This window comes from Streptomyces sp. NPDC097595, assembly GCF_044761525.1.
GTDB classification, from domain to species: Bacteria; Actinomycetota; Actinomycetes; order Streptomycetales; family Streptomycetaceae; genus Streptomyces; species Streptomyces drozdowiczii_A.
Window position 1 is genome coordinate 247,792 of the sequence record NZ_JBIWCN010000003.1, and the last position, 21,457, is coordinate 269,248.

The window sequence follows — 21,457 nt, forward strand, 5'->3', positions numbered from 1 at the left end:
TGGCGCGTGAGGACAAGAAACGGCCGGCCCGGAACACGAAGAAGCCCCTGATCTGCGTCTCCGCAGATCAGGGGCTTCTTTTGAGAGGGTGAGTAACGGGACTCGAACCCGCGACATCCTGGACCACAACCAGGTGCTCTACCATCTGAGCTATACCCACCACGTCCGGGCGTTTCCGACCGGCCGAGAAAAAGTGTACAGGGTCCGGGAGGGTGCTCGCGCACTCATTTCCCGGCGGGGGGTCGCGGCCCCCGGGAGGGCCGTGACCAGCGCCTTCAGGTGCGGGGCTGGGAGACCCGCGCGGCCGCCGCCCTCGCCTGCTCGGAGTCCGGGCCGGGCTGCGGGACGAAGACCGCCTCGCGGTAATACCGCAGCTCGGTGATCGAGTCACGGATGTCGGCGAGCGCCCGGTGGTTGCCGTTCTTCTCCGGGCTGTTGAAGTACGCCCTCGGATACCAGCGGCGGGACAGCTCCTTGATGGAGGAGACGTCCACGATCCGGTAGTGGAGGTAGCCCTCAAGCAGCGGCATGTCCCGGGACAGGAAGCCGCGGTCGGTACCGACCGAGTTCCCGCACAGGGGAGCCTTGCCGGGCTCCTTCACATGCTCGCGGACATAGGCCAGGACCTGCTCCTCGGCGTCGGCCAGCGTCGTGCCGCCGGCCAGCTCGTCGAGGAGGCCCGAGGCGGTGTGCATCTGCCGCACCACCTCGGGCATGGTCTCCAGCGCCGCGTCCGGCGGGCGGATCACGATGTCCACCCCTTCGCCGAGCACGTTCAGCTCCGAGTCGGTGACCAGCGCGGCCACCTCGATGAGTGCGTCCTCCGCCAACGAGAGCCCGGTCATCTCGCAGTCGATCCACACCATGCGGTCGTTCATGGGCTCCACCCTACGGGGCGCTCCGCTGCCCGGGCAGGGCCGGGCGCCCCGCGGCGAACACGTCGGTGCCCGCCTTCGCGTCCAGCGCCGCGGGTGCGGCGCCGGACGGACCGGGGAGGGCGGTACGGCGGCTCTGGGCGTTGCCCTGGGCGGGCACCGCCACCTCCGACACCATGACCGGCTCCGGCACCCCGCCCTGCGGACGGCGGGCCCGGTAGGCGGCCCGGTACGCGGCGGGGGAGGAGCCGAGCTGGCGGCGGAAGTGCCCGCGCAGCGCGACCGGCGAGCGGAAGCCGCAGCGGCCCGCGACCTCGTCCACCGAGTAGTCCGACGTCTCCAGGAGGCGCTGTGCCTGAAGCACCCGCTGGGTGATCAGCCACTGGAGCGGTGCGCTGCCCGTCAGCGAGCGGAACCTCCGGTCGAAGGTCCGCCGGCTCATGTAGGCGCGCGCGGCCAGCGTCTCCACGTCGAACTGCTCGTGGAGATGCTCCAGCGCCCAGGCGACGACCTCGGCGAGCGGGTCGGAGCCGATCTCTTCAGGTAAAGACCTGTCGAGGTAGCGCTCCTGACCGCCACTGCGCCGGGGCGGCACGACGAGCCGGCGGGCGAGTGCCCCGGCGGCCTCCGTGCCGTGGTCCGAGCGGACTATGTGCAGACACAGGTCGATGCCGGCCGCCGTCCCGGCGGAGGTCAGCACGTCCCCGTCGTCCACGAACAGTTCGCGTGGGTCGACGTGCACCGACGGATAGCGCTTGGCCAGCGTCGGTGCGTACATCCAGTGGGTGGTGGCCGGGCGGCCGTCCAGCAGCCCGGCGGCGGCGAGCACGAAGGCCCCCGTGCACAGGCCGACGATGCGGGCGCCCTCCTCGTGGGCGCGGCGCAGCGCGTCCAGCGCCTCCGTGGGCGGCGGCGAGGTGATCGAGCGCCAGGCCGGCACCACGACGGTGCCTGCCCTGCTGATCGCCTCCAGCCCGTAGGGCGCGGTCAGTTCGAGTCCTCCGGTGGTGCGCAGCGGTCCCTCTTCACCGCTGCACACGAGCAACCGGTAGCGCGGAACTCCCGCGTCCTGGCGGTCGATTCCGAACACCGACAGCGGGATGGAGCTCTCGAAGATGGGGCCACCGCTGAAGAGCAGGACGGCGACGACTTCCCGGCGTCGTCTTCCGCCCAGCTTCCTAACAGCCTCCGTTGCGGTGGCGGAGTCCTGGCTCATGACGCTAAGCCCCCCTCGGTGTTCGCGTCTTCCTGGTCCTTACGGGCCTGTCGCACCTGCACTGTCCCCTCGGTCGTGCACGAGTCCCCGGCCTTCGACGCCCAAGATCGAATCTACTGCGTCCCGTGGTGCCGTCGTGACAAGTTCACCAACCGGCTCATTGTCGACAAGGCAACCTGGCGGGAAGCGTTCGATCACGAAGCGTTTCACTCGCGGCCCGTGCAGGGAAGTGCGTCCGGCGTTCATGGCCCGTCCCCATTGGGCGGAAGCGTACCGCCCGGTCTCTTCCTGCCTGGTGGCAAGGGGGTTGATCGGCCATTTCGACAAGGAATGGACCGGTCCTTGAAGTTGGCTGAAAATGTACGGTCGCGTGTGCGGAAATCAGTCGTTCTACCGGCGCACAACCCGGGGCGTCCGTCCACCCCCGCACGCCCCCTCGCCGGGGCCGGCGGCCCCGGCGGCGGGTACGGCGCCCCCATCCGGGGAGCGGTTCGGGCGGTCAGCCGAATACCGCTCCACCGGCCGTCCCCGGAGCAGACCGCGCGGTGGGTTCCGGACGGACCCCGCGAGTCGGCCGACTCCCCCGGAAGGGTGGGTTCCGCTCCTCGTGGGCGACGCCCCCGGACCCTCCTCGGGGCTCCCTCCGGGACGGCCCGGCCGGGCGCCGCAAGGGGCCGGGGCGGGGGCCCGTACGTCTGTGTAGAGGCCAACCGGCATTGCCATAGGGGCCCCGTCTCGGGCATGCTCCGGAAAACGCCGCATGCGCCGTGCGCGGGGCGGGCAATGGAGGAGTGGGGCCGTACCCTTGGGGGTAAGGGGTTGGGAAGATGATTCCCGGACACCACGACACCGCCCGCTGACGCACCTTCCCACGTCGCTCTCCTCACGAGGACTCTCTTCGCCGAGACACCGATGGCCGGTCACGAAATCCCTGAACCCGCGGACCGCAAGCAGGTAGCCGACCCTCTGTCGGACCCGCTGGCGGCCGAACAAGCGCGCCGTCCGTGCGACCCCGCCTTCCGGCATGGGGTCGTCGTCGGCTTCGACGGCTCGACCTCCAGCGAGCGGGCCCTCGCCTATGCGATCGGAATGTCCCGCAGGACGGGCTCCGGTCTGATCATCGTCCATGTCGCCAACCGGCTTCCGACCACGGTCTGGGCGGGCTGCGAGCCCCCCGTCTTCGTGGACGTGCCGGACCACCGCACCGAGGTCCTGGGCCTGGAGCTCGCCTGCGCGGACTACCTCGCCGAGGTGCCCTGGGTTCTCGTGGAGCGCGGCGGGGACATCTGCCACGAGCTGGAGGAGGTCGGCCGGGAGTACTCGGCGGACGCCATCGTGGTGGGCTCCACGCACGGCCTGGTGGGCAAGATCTTCGGCTCGGTCGCCGGCCGCCTGGCCCGCCGCGCCCAGCGCCCCGTTGTGGTCATCCCGTAAGCCCGGAAAGCCGCTCGGGGCCCTGTGGCGTCAACTCGCCTGTGGAAAACGCCTCATGGGCCCTTCCCGGCCGCTCCGGGGCTGATTCCGGCCCGTACGCGGAAGGCCCCGCGGTCACCGACCGCGGGGCCTCGCCTGCGCCACGTGACTATTCGACGGTGACCGACTTCGCCAGGTTGCGGGGCTTGTCGATGTCCCGGCCCATGGCCAGCGCCGTGTGGTACGCGAAGAGCTGGAGCGGGATGCCCATGAGGATCGGGTCCAGCTCGTTCTCGTTCTTCGGTACGACAATGGTGTGGTCGGCCTTCTCCTGGACCTGGTGGGCCACGGCGAGGATGCGGCCGCTGCGGGCCTTGATCTCCTCCATCGCGGCGCGGTTCTTCTCCAGCAGGTCGTCGTCCGGCACGATCGCCACGGTCGGCATCGCGGGCTCGATCAGGGCGAGCGGGCCGTGCTTCAGCTCGGAGGCGGGGTACGCCTCGGCGTGGATGTACGAGACCTCCTTGAGCTTCAGCGACGCCTCACGGGCCACGGGATAGCCGCGCACCCGGCCGATGAACATCATCGACTTCGCGTCCGCGTACTCGGCGGCCAGCCGCTTGATCTCGTCCTCGCCCGCCAGGATCTCGCTGATCTGGGCGGGCAGCTTGCGCAGGCCCTCGATGATCCGCTTGCCGTCGGCGACCGACAGGTCCCGGATGCGGCCCAGGTGCAGGGCGAGCAGCGCGAAGGCGACCACGGTGTTGGTGAAGCACTTGGTGGAGACCACGCACACCTCGGGACCGGCGTGCACGTACGTACCGCCGTCCGCCTCGCGGGCGATCGCCGAGCCGACCACGTTGACCACACCGAGGACCCGGGCGCCCTTGCGCTTCAGCTCCTGGACGGCGGCCAGCACGTCGTACGTCTCACCGGACTGCGAGACCGCGACGTACAGCGTGTCGGGGTCCACGACCGGGTTGCGGTAGCGGAACTCGGAGGCGGGCTCGGCGTCCGCGGGGATGCGGGCCAGCTCCTCGATCAGCTGGGCGCCGATCTGGCCCGCGTGGTACGAGGTGCCGCAGCCCAGGATCTTGATCCGGCGGACCCCGCGCGCCTCGCGGGCGTCCAGGTTGAGGCCGCCCAGGTGCACCGTGGAGAACCGGTCGTCGATCCGGCCGCGCAGCACCCGGTCGACGGCGTCCGCCTGCTCCGAGATCTCCTTGTGCATGTACGTGTCGTGGCCGCCCATGTCGTACGACTCGGCCTCCCACTCCACGGTGGTCGGCGTGGCCGTCGTGGTCGAGCCCTCCGTGGTGTACGTACGGAAGTCGTCGGCCTTCAGGGTGGCCATCTCGCCGTCGTCCAGGGTGACGACCTGGCGGGTGTGGGCGACCAGGGCGGCGACGTCCGAGGCGACGAACATCTCCTTCTCGCCGATGCCGAGGACGACCGGGGAGCCGTTGCGGGCGACCACGATGCGGTCGTTGAAGTCGGCGTGCAGGACGGCGATGCCGTAGGTGCCCTCGACGGAGCGCAGGGCCTCGCGGACCTTCTCCTCCAGCGTCCCGGCGTCCGAGCGGGCGATCAGGTGGACCAGCACCTCGGTGTCGGTCTCGGAGAGGAAGACGACGCCCTCGGCGGTCAGCCGGGCGCGCAGCTCGGAGGCGTTGTCGATGATCCCGTTGTGGACGACGGCGACCTTGCCCTCGGCGTCCAGGTGCGGGTGCGCGTTCTCGTCGCTGGGGGCGCCGTGGGTGGCCCAGCGGGTGTGGGCGATGCCGGTCGTGCCGGCGAAGCGCTTGGGGACCCGGGACTCCAGCTCGCGGACCCGGCCCTTGGCCTTGACCGACTTCAGCGCGGCGGGCTTCCCGGCCGCGGGCTTCCCGGTGATCACGATCCCGGCGGAGTCGTAACCCCGGTACTCCAGCCGCTGCAGGCCCTCAAGGAGCAGCGGGGCCACGTCACGCTTTCCGATGTAACCGACGATTCCGCACATAGAGCTTTCTGTCCTCCGACGACGAACAAGTAAGGGGTACCCGGCCGTGAGGCGGCCTCAGCCGTAGACGATCCGGCGCAGCTGACGGAGCGAGAGCTCCGGCGGCGCGACCGCGCGGTGCGGCAGTTCGGCCGCGATCCGCTCGAAGATCTCCGTGTTCACCAGGCCGCCGGCCTGCAGTTCGCGGTGGCGGCGGCGGACGAAGACCTCGGTCGTCTCGTCGAAGTACGCCAGCACGTCGAGGATCACCCGGGCGGCTTCGCCGCGGGGCAGCGTGGTGCTGCGCACCACGTGGTCAATGAGGTCGTCGTACGACGAGAGGCGTTCGAGCACCCGTCGATACTGCGGCGGAAGGGGCCCGAGCGCAACAATCCTGCCCGATATCGGGCAGGGAGCCGCGATACTGGCCCTGTTTTTCTGGCTTGGGTGGATTTCGCGCGGGTGGCGCGGGGGTGCGGGGGAGGGGGTGGCGCCACAGTGGTCGGAGCCGAAGGGGTGAATGTGCACATAAGCCGCAAAAGCTGATCAGGGTGCCTGGGTGACCAACGCCGGTGAGTGGTCTACACCTTGACCACCCGTGAGACGCGCGGTACGCATGGCGACGGAGAAAGGTCAGGAGACCCAGCAGAGTGACCCCCCAGAAAGGGACCCGGCTTGTGAGACTGCACACGGCACGTCGCAGTGCTCTTACCCGTTCTCTACCCCGGCTCCTCGGCTCGCTGCTACTCGTCGCGGCGGCCGGTGTCTCCAGCGCGTGCGCCGCCCCACAGGCGTCCGCCGCCGGTACGGCCTCGGCGGATTGGACGCCCAGGCCGCTCGGCCAGGTGGTGCCCGCCCCCGCCTCGGTCAGACCCGGCGGCGACCCGTACACGCTCAACGGCTTCACCAGAATCCGGGCCGTCGGCTCCTCCGGCGAGGCCCGGAAGATCGGCGACTACCTGGCGGGCGTACTGCGCCCCTCCACCGGGTTCGCCCTGCCGGTCACCACCAGGGACGGCGCCGACGGCATCCGGCTCCGGCTCGACCCGCGCGCCGGCAAGCTGGGCGCGGAGGGCTACACGCTCACCTCGGGGCGCGGCAGCGTCACCATCACCGCCAGGCAGCCCGCAGGGCTCTTCCACGGCGTCCAGACGCTGCGCCAGCTGCTTCCGGCCCAAGTGGAGCGCCCCACCCGCCAGAAGGGCCCCTGGCGGATCGCCGGCGGCTCCCTCACCGACACCCCGCGCTACGCCTACCGGGGCGCGATGCTCGACGTCGCACGCCACTTCTTCTCGGTGGACGAGGTCAAGCGCTACATCGACCAGGTCGCCCAGTACAAGTTCAACACCTTCCACATCCACCTCTCCGACGACCAGGGCTGGCGCATCGCCGTCGACTCCTGGCCGAGGCTGGCCACGTACGGCGGCTCCACCGAGGTCGACGGCGGACCGGGCGGGTACTACACCAAGGAGCAGTACAAGGAGATCGTGCGGTACGCGGCCTCCCGCTACCTGGAGGTGGTCCCGGAGATCGACATGCCGAGCCACACCAACGCGGCTCTCGCCTCGTACGCCGAGCTGAACTGCGACGGCGTCGCGCCGCCGCTCTACACCGGCATCAAGGTCGGGTTCAGCACGCTGTGCGCCGGCAAGGACGTCACGTACGACTTCATCGACGACGTCGTCGGCGAGGTGGCCGCGCTCACGCCCGGCCGCTACTTCCACATCGGCGGTGACGAGGCGCACTCCACCACCCATGAGGACTACGTGGAGATCATGGACCGGGCCCAGGCCATCGTCGGCAAGTACGGCAAGACGGTGATGGGCTGGCACCAGCTGACCGGGGCCGACCCGGTGAAGGGCGCCGTCGCGCAGTACTGGGGCTACGACAAGACCAGCGCCGCCGACCGGCAGCAGGTGGTGGACGCGGCGAAGAACGGCACCAGGCTGGTGCTGTCGCCGGCGGACCGGGTGTACCTCGACATGAAGTACAACGACCAGACCGTGCTTGGCCTGAAGTGGGCCGGGACGGTCGAGGTGCAGCGCAGTTACGACTGGGACCCGGGGACGTACCTCACCGGGGCCCCGGGAAGCGCGGTGCTCGGCGTGGAGGCGCCGATCTGGTCCGAGACCCTGACCGACAGCGACGACATCGACGCCATGGCGTTCCCGAGGCTGCCCGGTGCGGCCGAGCTGGCCTGGTCCCCGGCGTCGACGCACGACTGGGACACGTACAAGCTGCGGCTCGCGGCGCTCGGGGAGCGGTTCACCGCCCAGGGCATCGACTACTACCGCTCGCCGCAGGTCCCGTGGCCCGCGTCGGAGACGTCGGGCGGGAGCTGACACGGCACCGCCCCCGGCGGCCGGGCATCCCGGCCGCCGGGGGCGGTGAACCGTCGCGTCAGGCGACCTTCTTGGCGTTCTCGATGGCCTTCGCCAGGTCCTCCAGGATCGGCGCGCACTTGTCGTAGCTGTAGATCGGCTCCGTCGTACGCGGAATGACCTGGCCCGCCTTGACCGCCGGCAGCTGCGCCCAGGTCGGCTTGGAGGTCAGGGCCTCGGGCTGGAGGGCCGAGGAGCGGTTGTCCATCATGATGATGTCGGCGCCGTACTTGTCGACGTTCTCCCAGCTCAGCTCCTCGAAGAAGCCCGCCTCGTTCACCTTCGGCTCCACGAACTTCACGCCCAGGTCCTGGAAGTACAGGGTGTCGGCGGACATCTTGGCGAGTGAGACGTAGAACAGGTCCTGGCTGGCCGAGCCGACCATGACCTTGATCTCCGGCTTCGACTTCGCGGCCGCGCGCAGCCGGGCCGCCGCCTTCTCGAACCGCGTCTTCGCGGCGACGACCTTCGCGGACTTCACATCGGCGCCGAGCGAGGCAGCCAGGTCCTCGTGGCGCTGGATGGCCTTCGGGATCGTGGTCTCGGCGGCCCACAGGGCGACGCTCGGGGCCAGCTTGAGGATCTTGTCCTTGGACTGGTCCGGCACGTACCAGAGGGCGTCCTTCTGCCACATCGCCGTGACCAGCAGCTCGGGGCCGAGCTCCGCGTACTTCTCGACGTTGAACTCGCCCCAGACGTTGCCCAGGATCTCGACCTTGCTGATGTCCAGGTCACCGGCCTGCACGTCCGGCTTGCCGTCCTCGGTCTTGGTCGGGCCGAAGACCGCCTTGACCTCGATGCCGTAGTCGTGGAGGGCGGCGGCGACACCGGTGAAGGCGACGATGTTCTTCGGTATGGACTTCGCCTCGGCGACCTGGCCCCGGTCGTCCTTGAACTTCCACGGCCCGCCGCCGGCGCTCTTGGCGCCCGAGCCGGCGGAGTCCTTGGAGTCGCTGCCGCCGCAGGCCGCGAGCACGGCGCCGAGACCAACGGCGCCGCCCATGGCCAGCAGGCCGCGGCGGGTGGGACGGGACGCTCGGGTAGTGCTCATGACGGAATCCGCCTTCGTACGAGCCGGAGACCGGCAGGTGACACGTTTAAGGGAAGGTTAGCCTAACCTCAAGGTGTGACCAGCGGTCGGTGCCCCCTGCCGGGCGATGCGGAGGCTCATCCGTGCTGCGCCCCGCCGTCGAGAGGCTGGAGCCGCGTCATCGCGATGTCGGGGCACACCTTGGCGATGGAGCCGAAGTCATCGTTTACGTGGATCAGCGTGAGGCGGTGCTGTCGCGCTGTCAGGGCGATCAGGATGTCCATGGGTGAGGGGCCCCGGTGGTGGCCGATCCGCACCAGTTCGCGCTGGATGTCGATGATCTTCGGCCACGGATCTTCCGGCGCCGGCACCCAGCCGAAGGTCTGGCCGAGCATGGTGAAGAACGGTTCGTGGTCGCGGTCCGCCCGGAGAGCCGGCATGAGTTCGGACTCGACGGGCGGGCACAGGGACACGAGCCCCTGGGACACGCGTTGCGGCCATGGGTCCCCGACTTGTTTGCGGAGCAGGCGCCAGACCGCCGACGTGTCGGCGAGGTACGTCACAGGCCGGATCGCTCCCGCTCTTCGAGGACGTCGAAGTCCAGGAACTGGTCCGCGTTGTCCTGGAGCCAGCGCAGTGCACGCGCCCGGTCGTCGGCGCTGACCGCTGCCGCTATCGTCAGCGCGCGGTTGATCGTCTCCCGCTTGGTGGACGTGCCGAGCTGCTGCTGGGCGAAGGCGAGCATCTGGTCGTCGACGTCCACGAGGGTCTTGGACACGGGGCCTCCCGAATGCACGATGTATATACGCTTTCCGCCAGTATATACATCGCGTGGTGCCGGTCGGGGCCGAGCGCACGGGTCCCCGACCGGCCTCGGCCCTCAGGCCTGCAGCCCCAGCTCCCTGGCGATCAGCATGCGCTGGACCTCGCTCGTGCCCTCGCCGATCTCCAGGATCTTGGAGTCGCGCCACATCCGGGCCACCGGGTACTCGTTCATGAAGCCGTAGCCGCCGTGGATCTGGGTCGCCTCGCGGGCGTTGTCCACGGCCACCGTCGAGGAGTACAGCTTGGCGATGGCCGCCTCCTTCTTGAACGGCTCGTCCGCCAGCAGCCGGGACGCCGCGTCGCGCCAGCCGATGCGGGCCATGTGCGCCCGCATCTCCATGTCCGCGATCTTGAACTGGATGGCCTGGTTGGCGCCGATCGGCTTCCCGAAGGCGTGCCGCTCGGCGGCGTACTTCACGGACTCGTCGACACAGCCCTGCGCCAGGCCCGTCGAGAGCGCCGCGATGGCGATGCGGCCCTCGTCCAGGATGCGCAGGAACTGCGCGTAGCCCCGGCCCTCCTCGCCGAGCAGGTTCTCCAGGGGGACGCGGACGTCGGCGAAGGACAGCTCGCGGGTGTCCGAGGCGTTCCAGCCGACCTTGGAGTAGGGCGCTGCCACCGTGAAGCCGGGGGTGCCGGAGGGGACGATGATCGAGGAGATCAGCGGGGCGCCGTTCTCCTTGCGGCCGGTCACCGCCGTGACGGTCACCAACTCCGTGATGTCCGTACCGGAGTTGGTGATGAAGCACTTGGAGCCGTTGATCACCCACTCGCCCGTGGCCTCGTCGCGCACGGCGGTCGTCCGGGTGCCGCCCGCGTCCGAGCCGCCGTCCGGCTCGGTCAGGCCGAACGCGCCCAGCGCCTCGCCCGAGCAGAGCTTCGGCAGCCACCGCCGCTTCTGCTCCTCGGTGCCGAAGCGGTAGACCGGCATCGCGCCCAGCGAGACGCCCGCCTCCAGCGTGATCGCGACCGAGGAGTCGACCCGGGCCAGCTCCTCCAGGGCGATGCCGAGCGCGAGGTAGTCGCCGCCCATCCCGCCGTACTCCTCCGGGAACGGCAGCCCGAACAGGCCCATCCGCCCCATCTCGCGCACGATCTCGTACGGGAACTCGTGCCGCTCGTAGAAGTCGCCGATCTTCGGGGCGACGACGTCATGGGCGAACTCCTCGACGGTGCGGCGGAGTTCCTCGTGCTCGGCGGTCAGCCGGTGGTCCAGGGACATGCGGACGTTCACTCCTTGTGGGACAGGGCACGCACGGTGCGGGAAGGGCTGGGTCGGCCCAGGTGTCCGGCGAGCCACACGCTGGTGGCGGTGAGCTCGCCGAGGTCGACCCCGGTTTCGATGCCGAGGCCGTCGAGCATCCACACGAGATCCTCGGTGGCGAGGTTTCCGGTCGCGCTCTTCGCGTACGGGCAGCCGCCGAGGCCGCCGGCCGAGGCGTCCACCGTGGTCACGCCGTGCCGGAGCGCGGCGAGGGTGTTGGACAGGGCCTGCCCGTACGTGTCGTGGAAGTGCACCCCGGTCACGTCGGTGGGTACGCCCGCCTCGTTGAGCCCGGTCAGCAGCGCGGTCACGTGGCCGGGGGTGGCGACGCCGATGGTGTCCCCGAGCGACAGCTCGTCGCAGCCGAGGTCCATCAGCGCCTTGGCGACCCGGACGACCTGCGCGACCGGCACGGCCCCCTCCCAGGGGTCGCCGAAGCACATCGACAGATAGCCGCGCACGTGCACCGACTCCGCCTTGGCCCGGGCCACCACCGGCGCGAACATCGCCAGCGACTCGTCCACCGTGCGGTTGAGGTTGCGCGCGGCGAAGGTCTCCGTGGCGGAGCCGAACACCGCGATCCCGCGCGCCCCGAGCGCCAGCGCCCGGTCGAGCCCGCGTTCGTTCGGCACGAGGACCGGCAGTGCCACGTCGCCGACGTCCGCGATGTCCCCGAGCATCGGGAACAGCTGCTCGGCGTCGGCCAGTTGGGGTACCCACTTGGGGTGCACGAAGCTGGTGGCCTCGATGGTGGTCAGCCCGGCGACCGCGAGCCGGCGGATGAACTCCGCCTTCACCTCGGTCGGGACGACCTCCTTCTCGTTCTGGAGGCCGTCGCGGGCGCCGACCTCGTGGATGCGGACCCGGGCGGGCAGTCCCTCGGCGGGCACGGTCATCGGCAGGGCGCGGGCGTCGGCGGTCATGCGTCCTCCCCGGCACCGGCGGCGGGCACGACCACGGCGAGCACCTGGTCCATGGCCACCGTGGACCCGGCGGTCACGTCGAGTTCGGTCACGGTGCCGGCGTGCGGCGCGGAGATGACGTGCTCCATCTTCATCGCCTCCACCACCAGCAGGCTCTGCCCGGCGGCGACCTCGTCCCCGACGGCCACCTTCACCACGGTCACCGTCCCGGGCATGGGCGCGGCGAGCGTGTCCGCGCCGGAGCGGGCGGCGCCGGTCAGCGACGCCTGGACCGGGTCGTGGTCCCGGACGTGCCAGCTGTCGCCGTCCCGGCCGAGCCAGTGCCCCTCCGGGGAGACCGCGTACGCGAACACATGGGTGACCCCGGCGAGTTCGAACGCGATCCGGCCGTCCCCGGCCGCGAGGGTCCTGGCCTTCTCCGCCGTACCGGGCAGCGGTCCGAGCGGTCCGCAGGCCCCCGATTCCGGGGCGGGCGGGCTCGTGCCCTCGCCGACATGGCCGAAGGTCAGCTCCGTGTCCCCGTCGCCGCACGGCCGCAGGCCCACCTGGACCGGGTCGTGGCCCGGGATGTGGAAGTCGAGCACCGTCCGGGCCGGGGCGCCGCCGAGCCGCCAGCCGTTCCCGGCCGAGAAGGGGTCGGTCCAGGCGCCGGGCGCGGGGCGGGCGGCGGCGGACGCGGTGTGCTGCCGCAGCAGCGCGGCCGCCGCGTACACCTCTTCCGGCACGCCGTCCGGGACCAGCGCGGCCACCTCGCGCTCCACCAGGCCGGTGTCCAGCTCGCCCGCCACCACGGCCGGATGGGCCAGTAGCCGGCGCAGGAAGCCCGCGTTGGTGGGGACGCCGAGGACGACCGTGTCCGCGAGGGCCACCCGCAGCCGGCGCAGGGCGGTCGCCCGGTCGGGGCCGTACGCGATGACCTTGGACAGCATCGGGTCGTACAGGCTGCCGACCTCACCGCCCTCGGCGAGCCCCGAGTCGGTGCGGACCCCGCCGCCCTGCGGCTCGTGGAGCGCGAGCACGGTGCCGCCGGAGGGCAGGAAGCCACGGGCCGGGTCCTCGGCGCAGACCCGGGCCTCCACCGCGTGCCCGGTGAGCTTGAGGGAGTCCTGCCCGTACGGCAGCGGCTCACCGGAGGCGACGCGCAGCTGCCACTCCACCAGGTCGAGTCCGGTGATCAGCTCGGTCACCGGGTGCTCGACCTGGAGCCGGGTGTTCATCTCCATGAAGTAGTACGAGGACGGGTCACTGCCCGGGACGATGAACTCCACCGTGCCCGCGCCGACGTACCCGCAGGAGCGGGCCGCCTGGACGGCCGCCTCGCCCATCGACGCCCGGGTCGCCTCGTCCAGCAGGACGGACGGGGCCTCCTCGATGATCTTCTGGTGGCGGCGCTGGAGCGAGCACTCGCGCTCGCCCAGGTGCACCACGTTGCCGTGCGCGTCGGCCAGGACCTGGATCTCGATGTGGCGCGGCCGGTCGATCCACCGCTCCACCAGCAGCGTGTCGTCGCCGAAGGAGGCGCGGGCCTCGCGCCGGGCCGCCGCGATCTCGTCCGCGAGCAGCGCCGCGTCCCGGACGAGCCGCATGCCCTTGCCGCCGCCGCCCGCCGAGGGCTTCAGCAGCACGGGCATGCCGATACCGGCCGCCGCCTCGGCCAGCTCGGCGTCGCTGAGCCCGCTCCCGGAGGAGCCGGGCACGACGGGGACGCCCGCCGCGGCGACCGTCTCCTTGGCCCGGATCTTGTCGCCCATCAGCGCGATCGCGGTGGCGGGCGGCCCGATGAAGACCAGCCCCGCCTCCGTGCAGGCCCGGGCGAACGCCGCGTTCTCCGCGAGGAAGCCGTAGCCGGGGTGCACGGCCTGGGCGCCGGTGCGGCGGGCGGCCTCCAGGAGGCGGTCGGCGCTGAGGTAGCTCTCGGAGGCGGGCGCGGGGCCGATCCGTACGGCCGTGTCGGCCTCCCGTACGTGCCGCGCGTCGGCGTCCGCGTCGCTGAAGACGGCGACCGAGCGCACGCCCAGCTCGCGCAGGGTCCGGATGACCCGGACCGCGATCTCGCCGCGGTTGGCGACGAGGACCGTGTCGAACATCGTCATCTCTTCCTCACATCCGGAAGACGCCGAAGCCGGCGTCGCCCAAGGGCGCGTTGGCGCACGCGGTCAGGGCGAGCCCCAGCACCTGCCGGGTCTCCAGCGGGTCGATCACCCCGTCGTCCCAGAGCCGGGCGGTGGCGTAGTACGCGTTGCCCTGGGTCTCGTACTGCTCGCGGATCGGGGCCTTGAAGGCCTCCTCGTCCTCGGCGCTCCAGTCGTCGCCCAGCTGGTCGCGCTTGACCGTGGCGAGGACGGAGGCGGCCTGCTCGCCGCCCATGACGGAGATCTTCGCGTTGGGCCACATCCACAGGAACCGGGGGCTGTAGGCCCGGCCGCACATGGAGTAGTTGCCCGCGCCGTAGGAGCCGCCGATGACCACGGTCAGCTTCGGGACCCGGGTGCAGGCGACGGCGGTGACCATCTTCGCGCCGTGCTTGGCGATGCCGCCGGCCTCGTAGTCGCGGCCGACCATGAAGCCCGAGATGTTCTGGAGGAAGACGAGCGGGATGCCGCGCTGGTCGCACAGCTCGATGAAGTGCGCGCCCTTCTGGGCGGACTCGGAGAACAGGATGCCGTTGTTGGCGACGATTCCGACCGGGTGGCCGTGGATGTGCGCGAAGCCGGTGATCAGCGTCTGGCCGTACTCCGCCTTGAATTCGGCGAACCGCGAGCCGTCGACCACCCGGGCGATCACCTCGCGCACGTCGTACGGCGTACGCGAGTCGACCGGGACCGCGCCGTAGAGCCCGGCCGGGTCCACCTTCGGCTCCTCGACCGGCCGCACCGACCAGGGCAGCGCGCCCCGGTCCGGCAGCGTCGCCACGATGTTCCGCACGATCCGCAGCGCGTGCGCGTCGTCCTCCGCGAGGTGGTCGGTGACGCCCGACGTACGGGAGTGCACCTCGCCGCCGCCCAGCTCCTCGGCCGTGACGACCTCGCCGGTGGCGGCCTTCACCAGCGGCGGGCCGCCCAGGAAGATCGTGCCCTGGTTCCGGACGATGACGGCCTCGTCGCTCATCGCCGGGACGTACGCCCCGCCCGCCGTGCAGGAGCCGAGCACCGCCGCGATCTGCGGGATGCCGACGCCCGACATCCTGGCCTGGTTGTAGAAGATCCGGCCGAAGTGCTCGCGGTCCGGGAAGACCTCGTCCTGCATCGGCAGGAAGGCGCCGCCCGAGTCCACGAGGTACAGGCAGGGGAGACGATTCTCCAGCGCCACCTCCTGGGCCCGCAGGTGCTTCTTCACGGTCATCGGGTAGTACGTGCCGCCCTTGACGGTCGCGTCGTTGGCGACGACCACGCACTCCCGGCCGCTGACCCGGCCGATCCCGGCGATCACCCCGGCGGCCGGCGCCGCGCCCCCGTAGAGCCCCTCGGCCGCCAGCGGGGCCAGCTCCAGGAAGGGCGAGCCCGGGTCGAGCAGGGTGTCCACCCGCTCCCTGGGCAGCAGCTTGCCGCGCGCCACATGCCGGGCGCGGGCCCTCTCACCTCCGCCGAGCCTGGCCGTGGCGAGCCGCTTGCGCAGCTCGTCGGCGAGCGCGTGGTGCGCCGCCTCGTTGGCCTGCCAGGCCGCCGAGGCGGGATCCGCCGCGCTCGTCAGCACCGGTGCCTGCTGCATCGTGTCGAGCCCCCTTGCCCGTACCGCGCCGTTCCGATCGCCAACGCCACCGTGTTAATGAGCGTTAACGTGATCACAGGTTAACGAGCGCTAACCCGCCTGTCTAGAATGGCTGCTCATGAGCACCCATGCCGCCGCCCGCGTCGCGGCCCCGACCCGCCGCGAGCAGATCCTCCGGGAGGCCGCCCGGCTCTTCGCCGAGCGCGGCTTCCACGGGGTCGGCGTAGACGAGATAGGCGCCGCCGTCGGCATCAGCGGCCCCGGCCTCTACCGCCACTTCCCCGGCAAGGACGCGATGCTCGCCGAGCTCCTCGTCGGCATCAGCGAACGGCTGCTGGCCGGCGGCGAGCTCCGGGTGTCCGAGGACGCCGCCTCCGGCGACGGATCGCCCGAGGCCCTGCTGGACGCGCTCATCGAGGGCCACATCGACTTCGCCCTCGACGACCGCCCCCTGATCACCCTGCACGACCGGGAGCTGGACCGCCTGCGGGACACCGACCGCAAGCGGGTGCGCCGGCTCCAGCGGCAGTACGTCGAGGTGTGGGTCGCCGTCGTCCGCGACCTCTACGCGGACCTCCCGGAACACGAGGCCCGCGCCGCCGTCCACGCGGTCTTCGGCCTGCTGAACTCCACCCCGCACCTGGGCCGCCCCGGCGCGCTGCCCGGGCGCACCGAGACGGCGGCGCTGCTGCACCGGCTGGCCCGGGGCGCGTTCGCGGCGGCGGGGGAGCGGCAGGGGGACTGACCGGCCGCGTTTCCAGGGGTGGACGGCCGGGACGCCGGGCACGCGTCACGGCACAATGGCCCCATGCCGATACCCAGCCGCGCCGCCCTCGTCGAACACCTCGTCCGTACGCGCATCGCGGGGGACGTCGCCACCCCGCGCGACAACAACCTGGCCCACTACCGCAGCCTGGCCAACGGGGACCGGCACTACTGGCTGGGCCTGGAGCTGGGCGACCGGTGGCGCGACGAGCAGGACGTGCTGGCCGTGATGGCCGAGCGGTGCGGGGTCAGCGACGATCCGGAGCACCGGTTCGGGCAGGACACCATCGACCCCGAACTCACCGTCGACGCCCTGGAACGGGCCGCCGCCCGGCTCCGCAAGGCCGTCGAGGGCGCCGAGCGGGTCCTCTTCGCCACCGGCCACCCCGGCGGCCTGCTCGACGTGCACCGCCAGACCGCGCAGGCGCTGCGGGCGGCCGGCTGCGAGATCGTACGGATCCCGGGCGGGCTGATGGCCGACGAGGGCATGGTCTTCCAGTTCGCGGACGTCGCCGTCCAGGAGCGCGGCGCGACGCTCTGGCACACCCACTCCCCGGCCCCGATGGCCGCGATCCTCGACGGCCTGGAGCGCGAGGGGCGCCCGCTGCCCGACCTCGTCGTCGCCGACCACGGCTGGGCGGGCTGCGCCGCGCAGCGCGGCCTGGACGCCATCGGGTACGCGGACTGCAACGACCCCGCGCTGTTCCTCGGCGAGTCCGAGGGCACCCTCCAGGTGTGCGTCCCGCTCGACGACCACGTGCTGGACCCGCGCTTCTACGACCCGATGACGGACTACCTGCTGGACGCGGCGGGGCTGCTCTGAGGCTCGGGCTTTCGGAGGCTCGGGCTTCAGGGGCCCTCCCCCTCGGCCGCGCGGGCCCGGCGGCGCGCCTCGCGGCCCGATGTGGGGTCCAGGTACACCCGTTTGATGGACGCGTACCGCTGCCGCAGCCGGCGCTCCGCCTCCTCGCAGGCCGTCTCGACCTGTTCGGCGGTGACGGTGTCCCGGAAGTCGACCTTCGCGGCGACCAGGATCTCGTCCGGCCCCTGGATGAGCGTGGTCAGCTCCAGTACGGAGATGAGGTGGTCGACGCCGAGCAGTTCCTCCCGGATGCCGTCCCGCATCGGCCGGGACACCGGGCGCCCGATCAGCAGCTGGACGTTGGACTTGCCGAGCACCCACGCCACGTACACCAGCAGCACCCCGATGAGCAGTGAGGCGATGCCGTCCCACACCCCGGACCCGGTCAGCTGGCCGCCGAGCAGCCCGCCCGCCGCGAGCAGCAGGCCCACCAGGGCCGCCGAGTCCTCCATCACGACGGCCTTGACCGCCGTGTCCGGGGTGCGCCGGAAGTAGTGCCGGGCGGGCGCGCCCAGCTGCTCGGCCTCCTCGCGGACCTGCTTGAGCCCGGTCCGCAGCGAGAAGCCCTCAAGGAGGAAGGCGACGACGAGCACGAGGTACGAGATCAGCGGGTTGCCCAGGTCCTCGCCCGCGAGCAGGGTGTGCACCCCGTCGTAGATCGAGAAGACCGCGCCGCCGACGAAGGTCGCGACGGACGCCAGCAGCGCCCAGATGTACCGCTCGGGGCCGTACCCCAGCGGGTGGTCGTCGTCGGCCGGCTTCTCGCTGCGCTTGAGCGCGGTGAGCAGCAGGACCTCCGTGACGGTGTCGGCGACGGAGTGGGCCGCCTCGGAGAGCATCGCGCTCGACCCGCTGATCAGCCCGGCGACCGCCTTCGCCACGGCGATGCCGAGATTGGCCAGCGCCGCGACGACGACGGTGAACGTGGACCCCCCACCACTGCTTTTCGCGTCAGTCATGCCGGTGAGTATGTCCGCGCCCGGCCCACTCATGTCCGACGCGCGGCCGGTCACCGGGGGACCCGGACCACACCCTCCTGGATGACGGTGATCGCGAGGCGTCCGTCCTGCGTGTGGATACGGGCCTGGCCGAGGCCGCGCCCGCCGGACGCGGACGGCGACTCCTGGTCGTACAGCAGCCACTCGTCGGCCCGGAACGGCCGGTGGAACCACATCGCGTGGTCCAGGCTGGCCCCGACGACGTCCCCGACCGCCCAGCCGCCGCGCCCGTGGGCGAGCAGCACCGAGTCGAGCAGCGTCATGTCGGAGACGTACGTGGCCATGCAGACGTGCAGCAGCGGGTCGTCCGCCAGCTTGCCGTTGGTACGGAACCACACCTGCGACCTGGGCTCGCGGGGTTCGCCGACCGTGCCGAACGGCGGCGCGTCCACGTACCGCAGATCGACGGCGGCCCGTGCCTCGACCAGCCGGTCGACCATGCCGGGGTCGCTGAACCGGTCGGCGTAGCGGGGCAGCATCTCGGCGGCGGTGGGCAGCGTCTCCGGGTCGGGGGCGGGCGGCATGGCCGCCTGGTGCTCAAGACCGTCCTCGTACGTCTGGAAGGACGCGGAGAGGTGGAAGATCGGCTGCCCGTGCTGGACGGCGACGACCCGGCGGGTGGTGAAGGAGCGGCCGTCGCGGATGCGGTCCACGGTGTAGACGATCGGCGCGCCGGGGTCGCCCATGCGCAGGAAGTACGCGTGGAGCGAGTGGGCGGAACGATCCGCGGGGACGGTGCGGCCGGCGGCGACGAGCGCCTGGGCCGCGACCTGTCCGCCGAAGACCCGGGGCACGACCGCCGAGCGGCTGGTGCCCCGGAAGATGTCCTGCTCGATCCGCTCCAGGTCGAGCAGATCGAGCAGGGAATCGAGTGCGGTGCTCATGGGAGTCGGGCGGTCCCTACAGGCCCATGGACTTGGCGATGATCGACTTCATGACCTCGCTGGTGCCGCCGTAGATGCGGTTGACGCGGTTGTCCGCGTACAGGCGGGCGATCGGGTACTCGTTCATGAAGCCGTAGCCGCCGTGCAGCTGGAGGCAGCGGTCGATCACGCGGTGGGCGACCTCGGTGCAGAACAGCTTCGCGGAGGCGGCCTCGGCGGCGGTCAGCTCACCGGCGTCCAGCGCTTCGAGCGCGCGGTCGGCGACGGCCTGGGCCGCGTCCACCTCGGCCTGGCAGGCGGCCAGCTCGAACTTGGTGTTCTGGAACGAGGCGACGGTCTTGCCGAAGACGGTGCGCTCCTGGACGTACTCCTTGGCGAACCGCACGGCGGCGGCGGCCTGGGCGTACGCGCCGAAGGCGATGCCCCAGCGCTCGGAGGCCAGGTTGGTGCCGAGGTAGCCGAAGCCCTTGTTCTCCTCGCCGAGGAGGTCCTCGGCGGGCACCTTGACGTCCACGAACGCCAGCTCGGCGGTGTCGGAGACCTTCAGGCCCAGCTTGTCGAGCTTGCGGCCGACGGAGTAGCCCTCGGACTTGGTGTCCACGGCGAACAGCGAGATGCCGAAGCGGCGGTCGTCCTCGCGCGGGGCGGAGGTGCGGGCGCAGACGATGACGCGGTCGGCGTGGACGCCGCCGGTGATGAACGTCTTGGCGCCGTTGAGGACGTAGTGCGTGCCGTCCTCGGAGAGCTTGGCGGTGGTCTTCATGCCCGCGACGTCCGACCCGGTGCCCGGCTCGGTCATCGCGAGGGCCCACATCTCCTCGCCGGTGACGAACTTCGGCAGCCAGCGCTTCTTCTGCTCGTCGGTGGCGAGCATCTTGATGTACGGCAGGCCGAGCAGCGTGTGCACGCCGGAGCCGCCGAAGGAGACGCCGGCCCGGGCGGCCTCCTCGGTGATGACGGCCTCGTACTTGTGCGAGTCGATGCCCGCGCCGTCGTACTCCTCGTCCACGGTGATCCCGAAGACGCCCAGCTCGCCGAGCTTGAGGTAGAAGTCCCGCGGCGCCTGCCCGGCGGCGAACCACTCGTCGTACACGGGCACGACCTCGGCCGCGATGAAGGCCCGGATGGTCTCCCGGAACGCCTCGTGGTCCTCGTTGAATACCGTACGGCGCACGGGGTGCCTCCCTGGTCGGCTGCGAGTTCTGCGTCTTCTGCTGCTACGTCTTCTGGGGCATGGCTAAGCGCTTGCTCAGCCATGGTTAAAAGTTACCCGGCGGTCACGGGGCTGTCCAGGGTGATGCTGAGCACGCGGGGACGGTCGGTCGGTAGGGTGATGCGCGGCCTGCGCCCGGCCGGACACGAGCGAGACGAAACGGTGGAGCTGTGCACATCGAGGGGCATGTAATCGACGAGGCACGCGTCTCGGCTGCTCGGGACGGATTCGAGGGGCGGATCGGCGGGCTGGTGCGGACCATGTCCTCGGAGCGGATGACCGCCAACGACTGGTCCCTGCTGGCGGGGGAGTTCCTCGATCACCTCGGTGCGCTGTCCGTCAGTCACCCCGCGCTCGACACCCCGCAGGCGGAATTCGTCCTCCGTGCCGCGGAGCAGGCGGCGAGCGGCGCCGTAGCCTTCGCCGCGTATTTCCCGGGCCACCCCTTCACGGTCTCCCTGGATTACGTGAACTTCGGGGTGTCCTACGACGCGGGTGCGGACGGAAGCCCTGTTTCCCTCGGGTCGTCCGACTGGCTCGACGCCTTCTGCCTGGCGGTGCTCACGGGTACGGTCGAGCGCCACCGGGAGGCGTTCTACCACGCGCGGAACCCTCAGGAGGAGGCCCGCTTCCCCGTGGACGCGCTCGCCGACGGCCTCATGGCGTACGTCCTGGGGGACTTGGACGACGACGATGCGGACTACCCGCCCACGGAGGCGCAGGTGCTCGCGGCGATCGACGGCGGGCTCGCCTGGATCCGCGCGTTCGGCGCGGAACTGGGGCGCGATGTCGGGGGCCGCTCCGATTACCTCGCCCTTCTCGGGCTGCGCGCCTTGGCGGCGGGGGGCCGGGAGGCGTTCGATGCGGCGTTGAGTCGACTGCTGCGCACGAACAGGGCGTTCGGCGAAATCAGCGCACAGCCCCGTTCCCTCCTGCCGCTCACACCCCTGGCGCTCGCCGCACTGGCGTACCGCCGCCGGGGCTGGGCGCCCGCCGTCGACAGCGACTACCTTCCTCGCGCCGTGATCACGGGCCGCAAGGCGAGCGGACCCGCGAGCCGCGCGGACATGGTCGCCGCACTGCGTTCGGGAGCGGAACTCTTCGGACGTCCCGGCGAATAGC

General features: G+C 71.4%; 19 protein-coding genes and 1 tRNA gene. 5 read left to right on the plus strand and 15 right to left on the minus strand.

Annotated features, from left to right (window positions below; all coding sequences use genetic code 11):
* Positions 1 to 87 precede the first annotated feature (87 nt).
* The 3 genes from ACIQZN_RS06045 to ACIQZN_RS06055 form a co-directional block, all read right to left on the minus strand.
* Positions 88 to 160, minus strand: a tRNA-His gene (locus tag ACIQZN_RS06045).
* A gap of 115 nt (positions 161 to 275) precedes the next feature.
* On the minus strand, positions 276 to 878 hold the full coding sequence (orn, locus tag ACIQZN_RS06050) for an oligoribonuclease (RefSeq protein ID WP_403988801.1): 603 nt from the start codon (positions 876 to 878) through the stop codon (positions 276 to 278).
* Between the two features lie 10 nt (positions 879 to 888).
* Positions 889 to 2,091 carry a helix-turn-helix domain-containing protein gene (locus ACIQZN_RS06055; protein WP_403988803.1) on the minus strand — a complete coding sequence of 401 codons (1,203 nt, stop codon included), beginning with the start codon at positions 2,089 to 2,091 and terminating at the stop codon, positions 889 to 891.
* Positions 2,092 to 3,003: 912 nt separating this feature from the next.
* On the opposite strand from ACIQZN_RS06055, the gene ACIQZN_RS06060 reads away from it, so the two are divergent.
* A complete protein-coding gene (locus ACIQZN_RS06060) occupies positions 3,004 to 3,525 on the plus strand; it encodes a universal stress protein (RefSeq protein ID WP_018105726.1) in 522 nt (173 codons plus the stop codon).
* Between the two features lie 148 nt (positions 3,526 to 3,673).
* Here ACIQZN_RS06060 and glmS read toward each other — a convergent pair whose 3' ends face one another.
* Positions 3,674 to 5,503: a glutamine--fructose-6-phosphate transaminase (isomerizing) gene (gene glmS / locus ACIQZN_RS06065; protein WP_018105727.1), complete on the minus strand. Its 1,830-nt coding sequence runs from the start codon at positions 5,501 to 5,503 to the stop codon at positions 3,674 to 3,676.
* 57 nt (positions 5,504 to 5,560) lie between these two features.
* Positions 5,561 to 5,836 (minus strand): hypothetical protein, encoded by a 276-nt coding sequence (locus tag ACIQZN_RS06070; protein WP_018105728.1) that lies wholly within the window; start codon positions 5,834 to 5,836, stop codon positions 5,561 to 5,563.
* Positions 5,837 to 6,159: 323 nt separating this feature from the next.
* Here ACIQZN_RS06070 and ACIQZN_RS06075 point away from each other — a divergent pair, with 323 nt between their 5' ends.
* Positions 6,160 to 7,824: a beta-N-acetylhexosaminidase gene (locus ACIQZN_RS06075; protein ID WP_403988806.1), complete on the plus strand. Its 1,665-nt coding sequence runs from the start codon at positions 6,160 to 6,162 to the stop codon at positions 7,822 to 7,824.
* Between the two features lie 58 nt (positions 7,825 to 7,882).
* Here ACIQZN_RS06075 and ACIQZN_RS06080 read toward each other — a convergent pair whose 3' ends face one another.
* The 7 genes from ACIQZN_RS06080 to ACIQZN_RS06110 all read right to left on the minus strand — a co-directional run bounded on the left by ACIQZN_RS06080 (position 7,883) and on the right by ACIQZN_RS06110 (position 15,613).
* A complete protein-coding gene (locus ACIQZN_RS06080; protein WP_403988808.1) occupies positions 7,883 to 8,914 on the minus strand; it encodes an ABC transporter substrate-binding protein in 1,032 nt (343 codons plus the stop codon).
* A 116-nt stretch (positions 8,915 to 9,030) separates the two neighbouring features.
* Positions 9,031 to 9,333 (minus strand): hypothetical protein, encoded by a 303-nt coding sequence (locus ACIQZN_RS06085; RefSeq protein ID WP_403988810.1) that lies wholly within the window; start codon positions 9,331 to 9,333, stop codon positions 9,031 to 9,033.
* Positions 9,334 to 9,452: 119 nt separating this feature from the next.
* The gene (locus tag ACIQZN_RS06090) at positions 9,453 to 9,671 is read right to left on the minus strand and encodes a type II toxin-antitoxin system VapB family antitoxin (protein WP_326662013.1); all 219 of its coding nucleotides are present in this window, start codon (positions 9,669 to 9,671) and stop codon (positions 9,453 to 9,455) included.
* Positions 9,672 to 9,773: 102 nt separating this feature from the next.
* Positions 9,774 to 10,940 (minus strand): acyl-CoA dehydrogenase family protein, encoded by a 1,167-nt coding sequence (locus tag ACIQZN_RS06095; RefSeq protein ID WP_147972408.1) that lies wholly within the window; start codon positions 10,938 to 10,940, stop codon positions 9,774 to 9,776.
* Between the two features lie 8 nt (positions 10,941 to 10,948).
* Positions 10,949 to 11,905, minus strand: coding sequence for a hydroxymethylglutaryl-CoA lyase (locus tag ACIQZN_RS06100; RefSeq protein ID WP_403988813.1), 957 nt, complete (start codon positions 11,903 to 11,905; stop codon positions 10,949 to 10,951).
* Complete coding sequence (locus ACIQZN_RS06105) at positions 11,902 to 13,992, minus strand: acetyl/propionyl/methylcrotonyl-CoA carboxylase subunit alpha (RefSeq protein WP_403989168.1); 2,091 nt, start codon at positions 13,990 to 13,992, stop codon at positions 11,902 to 11,904. Before ACIQZN_RS06105 ends, ACIQZN_RS06100 begins: the two co-directional genes overlap by 4 nt.
* A gap of 13 nt (positions 13,993 to 14,005) precedes the next feature.
* The gene (locus ACIQZN_RS06110) at positions 14,006 to 15,613 is read right to left on the minus strand and encodes a carboxyl transferase domain-containing protein (protein WP_403988815.1); all 1,608 of its coding nucleotides are present in this window, start codon (positions 15,611 to 15,613) and stop codon (positions 14,006 to 14,008) included.
* 118 nt (positions 15,614 to 15,731) lie between these two features.
* Between ACIQZN_RS06110 and ACIQZN_RS06115 the strand changes: the two genes are divergently transcribed.
* Both ACIQZN_RS06115 and ACIQZN_RS06120 read left to right on the plus strand, forming a co-directional pair.
* Entirely contained in the window at positions 15,732 to 16,358 is a 627-nt protein-coding gene (locus ACIQZN_RS06115; RefSeq protein ID WP_403988817.1) for a TetR/AcrR family transcriptional regulator, read from the plus strand.
* Positions 16,359 to 16,421: 63 nt separating this feature from the next.
* Positions 16,422 to 17,201, plus strand: coding sequence for a phosphatase (locus ACIQZN_RS06120; RefSeq protein ID WP_403988819.1), 780 nt, complete (start codon positions 16,422 to 16,424; stop codon positions 17,199 to 17,201).
* A 26-nt stretch (positions 17,202 to 17,227) separates the two neighbouring features.
* On the opposite strand, the gene ACIQZN_RS06125 is transcribed toward ACIQZN_RS06120, so the two are convergent.
* The 3 genes from ACIQZN_RS06125 to ACIQZN_RS06135 are packed head-to-tail and all read right to left on the minus strand — an operon-like array spanning position 17,228 to position 20,296.
* Positions 17,228 to 18,232 (minus strand): cation diffusion facilitator family transporter, encoded by a 1,005-nt coding sequence (locus tag ACIQZN_RS06125; protein ID WP_403989170.1) that lies wholly within the window; start codon positions 18,230 to 18,232, stop codon positions 17,228 to 17,230.
* 17 nt (positions 18,233 to 18,249) lie between these two features.
* The gene (locus ACIQZN_RS06130) at positions 18,250 to 19,122 is read right to left on the minus strand and encodes an acyl-CoA thioesterase II (RefSeq protein WP_265544271.1); all 873 of its coding nucleotides are present in this window, start codon (positions 19,120 to 19,122) and stop codon (positions 18,250 to 18,252) included.
* Between the two features lie 16 nt (positions 19,123 to 19,138).
* A complete protein-coding gene (locus tag ACIQZN_RS06135) occupies positions 19,139 to 20,296 on the minus strand; it encodes an acyl-CoA dehydrogenase family protein (protein WP_403988821.1) in 1,158 nt (385 codons plus the stop codon).
* 209 nt (positions 20,297 to 20,505) lie between these two features.
* Here ACIQZN_RS06135 and ACIQZN_RS06140 point away from each other — a divergent pair, with 209 nt between their 5' ends.
* On the plus strand, positions 20,506 to 21,456 hold the full coding sequence (locus ACIQZN_RS06140) for an Imm49 family immunity protein (protein WP_403988823.1): 951 nt from the start codon (positions 20,506 to 20,508) through the stop codon (positions 21,454 to 21,456).
* Position 21,457: the final 1 nt, after the last annotated feature.

Excerpts from the sequence above, each read along its gene's own strand:
- orn (WP_403988801.1), bottom strand. The coding sequence starts at position 878 with ATGAACGACCGCATGGTGTGGATCGACTGCGAGATGACCGGGCTCTCG.
- ACIQZN_RS06055 (WP_403988803.1), bottom strand. The coding sequence starts at position 2,091 with ATGAGCCAGGACTCCGCCACCGCAACGGAGGCTGTTAGGAAGCTGGGC.
- ACIQZN_RS06060 (WP_018105726.1), top strand. The coding sequence starts at position 3,004 with ATGGCCGGTCACGAAATCCCTGAACCCGCGGACCGCAAGCAGGTAGCC.
- glmS (WP_018105727.1), bottom strand. The coding sequence starts at position 5,503 with ATGTGCGGAATCGTCGGTTACATCGGAAAGCGTGACGTGGCCCCGCTG.
- ACIQZN_RS06080 (WP_403988808.1), bottom strand. The coding sequence starts at position 8,914 with ATGAGCACTACCCGAGCGTCCCGTCCCACCCGCCGCGGCCTGCTGGCC.
- ACIQZN_RS06085 (WP_403988810.1), bottom strand. The coding sequence starts at position 9,333 with ATGCCGGCTCTCCGGGCGGACCGCGACCACGAACCGTTCTTCACCATG.
- ACIQZN_RS06095 (WP_147972408.1), bottom strand. The coding sequence starts at position 10,940 with ATGTCCCTGGACCACCGGCTGACCGCCGAGCACGAGGAACTCCGCCGC.
- ACIQZN_RS06100 (WP_403988813.1), bottom strand. The coding sequence starts at position 11,905 with ATGACCGCCGACGCCCGCGCCCTGCCGATGACCGTGCCCGCCGAGGGA.
- ACIQZN_RS06105 (WP_403989168.1), bottom strand. The coding sequence starts at position 13,992 with ATGTTCGACACGGTCCTCGTCGCCAACCGCGGCGAGATCGCGGTCCGG.
- ACIQZN_RS06110 (WP_403988815.1), bottom strand. The coding sequence starts at position 15,613 with ATGCAGCAGGCACCGGTGCTGACGAGCGCGGCGGATCCCGCCTCGGCG.
- ACIQZN_RS06115 (WP_403988817.1), top strand. The coding sequence starts at position 15,732 with ATGAGCACCCATGCCGCCGCCCGCGTCGCGGCCCCGACCCGCCGCGAG.
- ACIQZN_RS06120 (WP_403988819.1), top strand. The coding sequence starts at position 16,422 with ATGCCGATACCCAGCCGCGCCGCCCTCGTCGAACACCTCGTCCGTACG.
- ACIQZN_RS06125 (WP_403989170.1), bottom strand. The coding sequence starts at position 18,232 with ATGAGTGGGCCGGGCGCGGACATACTCACCGGCATGACTGACGCGAAA.
- ACIQZN_RS06130 (WP_265544271.1), bottom strand. The coding sequence starts at position 19,122 with ATGAGCACCGCACTCGATTCCCTGCTCGATCTGCTCGACCTGGAGCGG.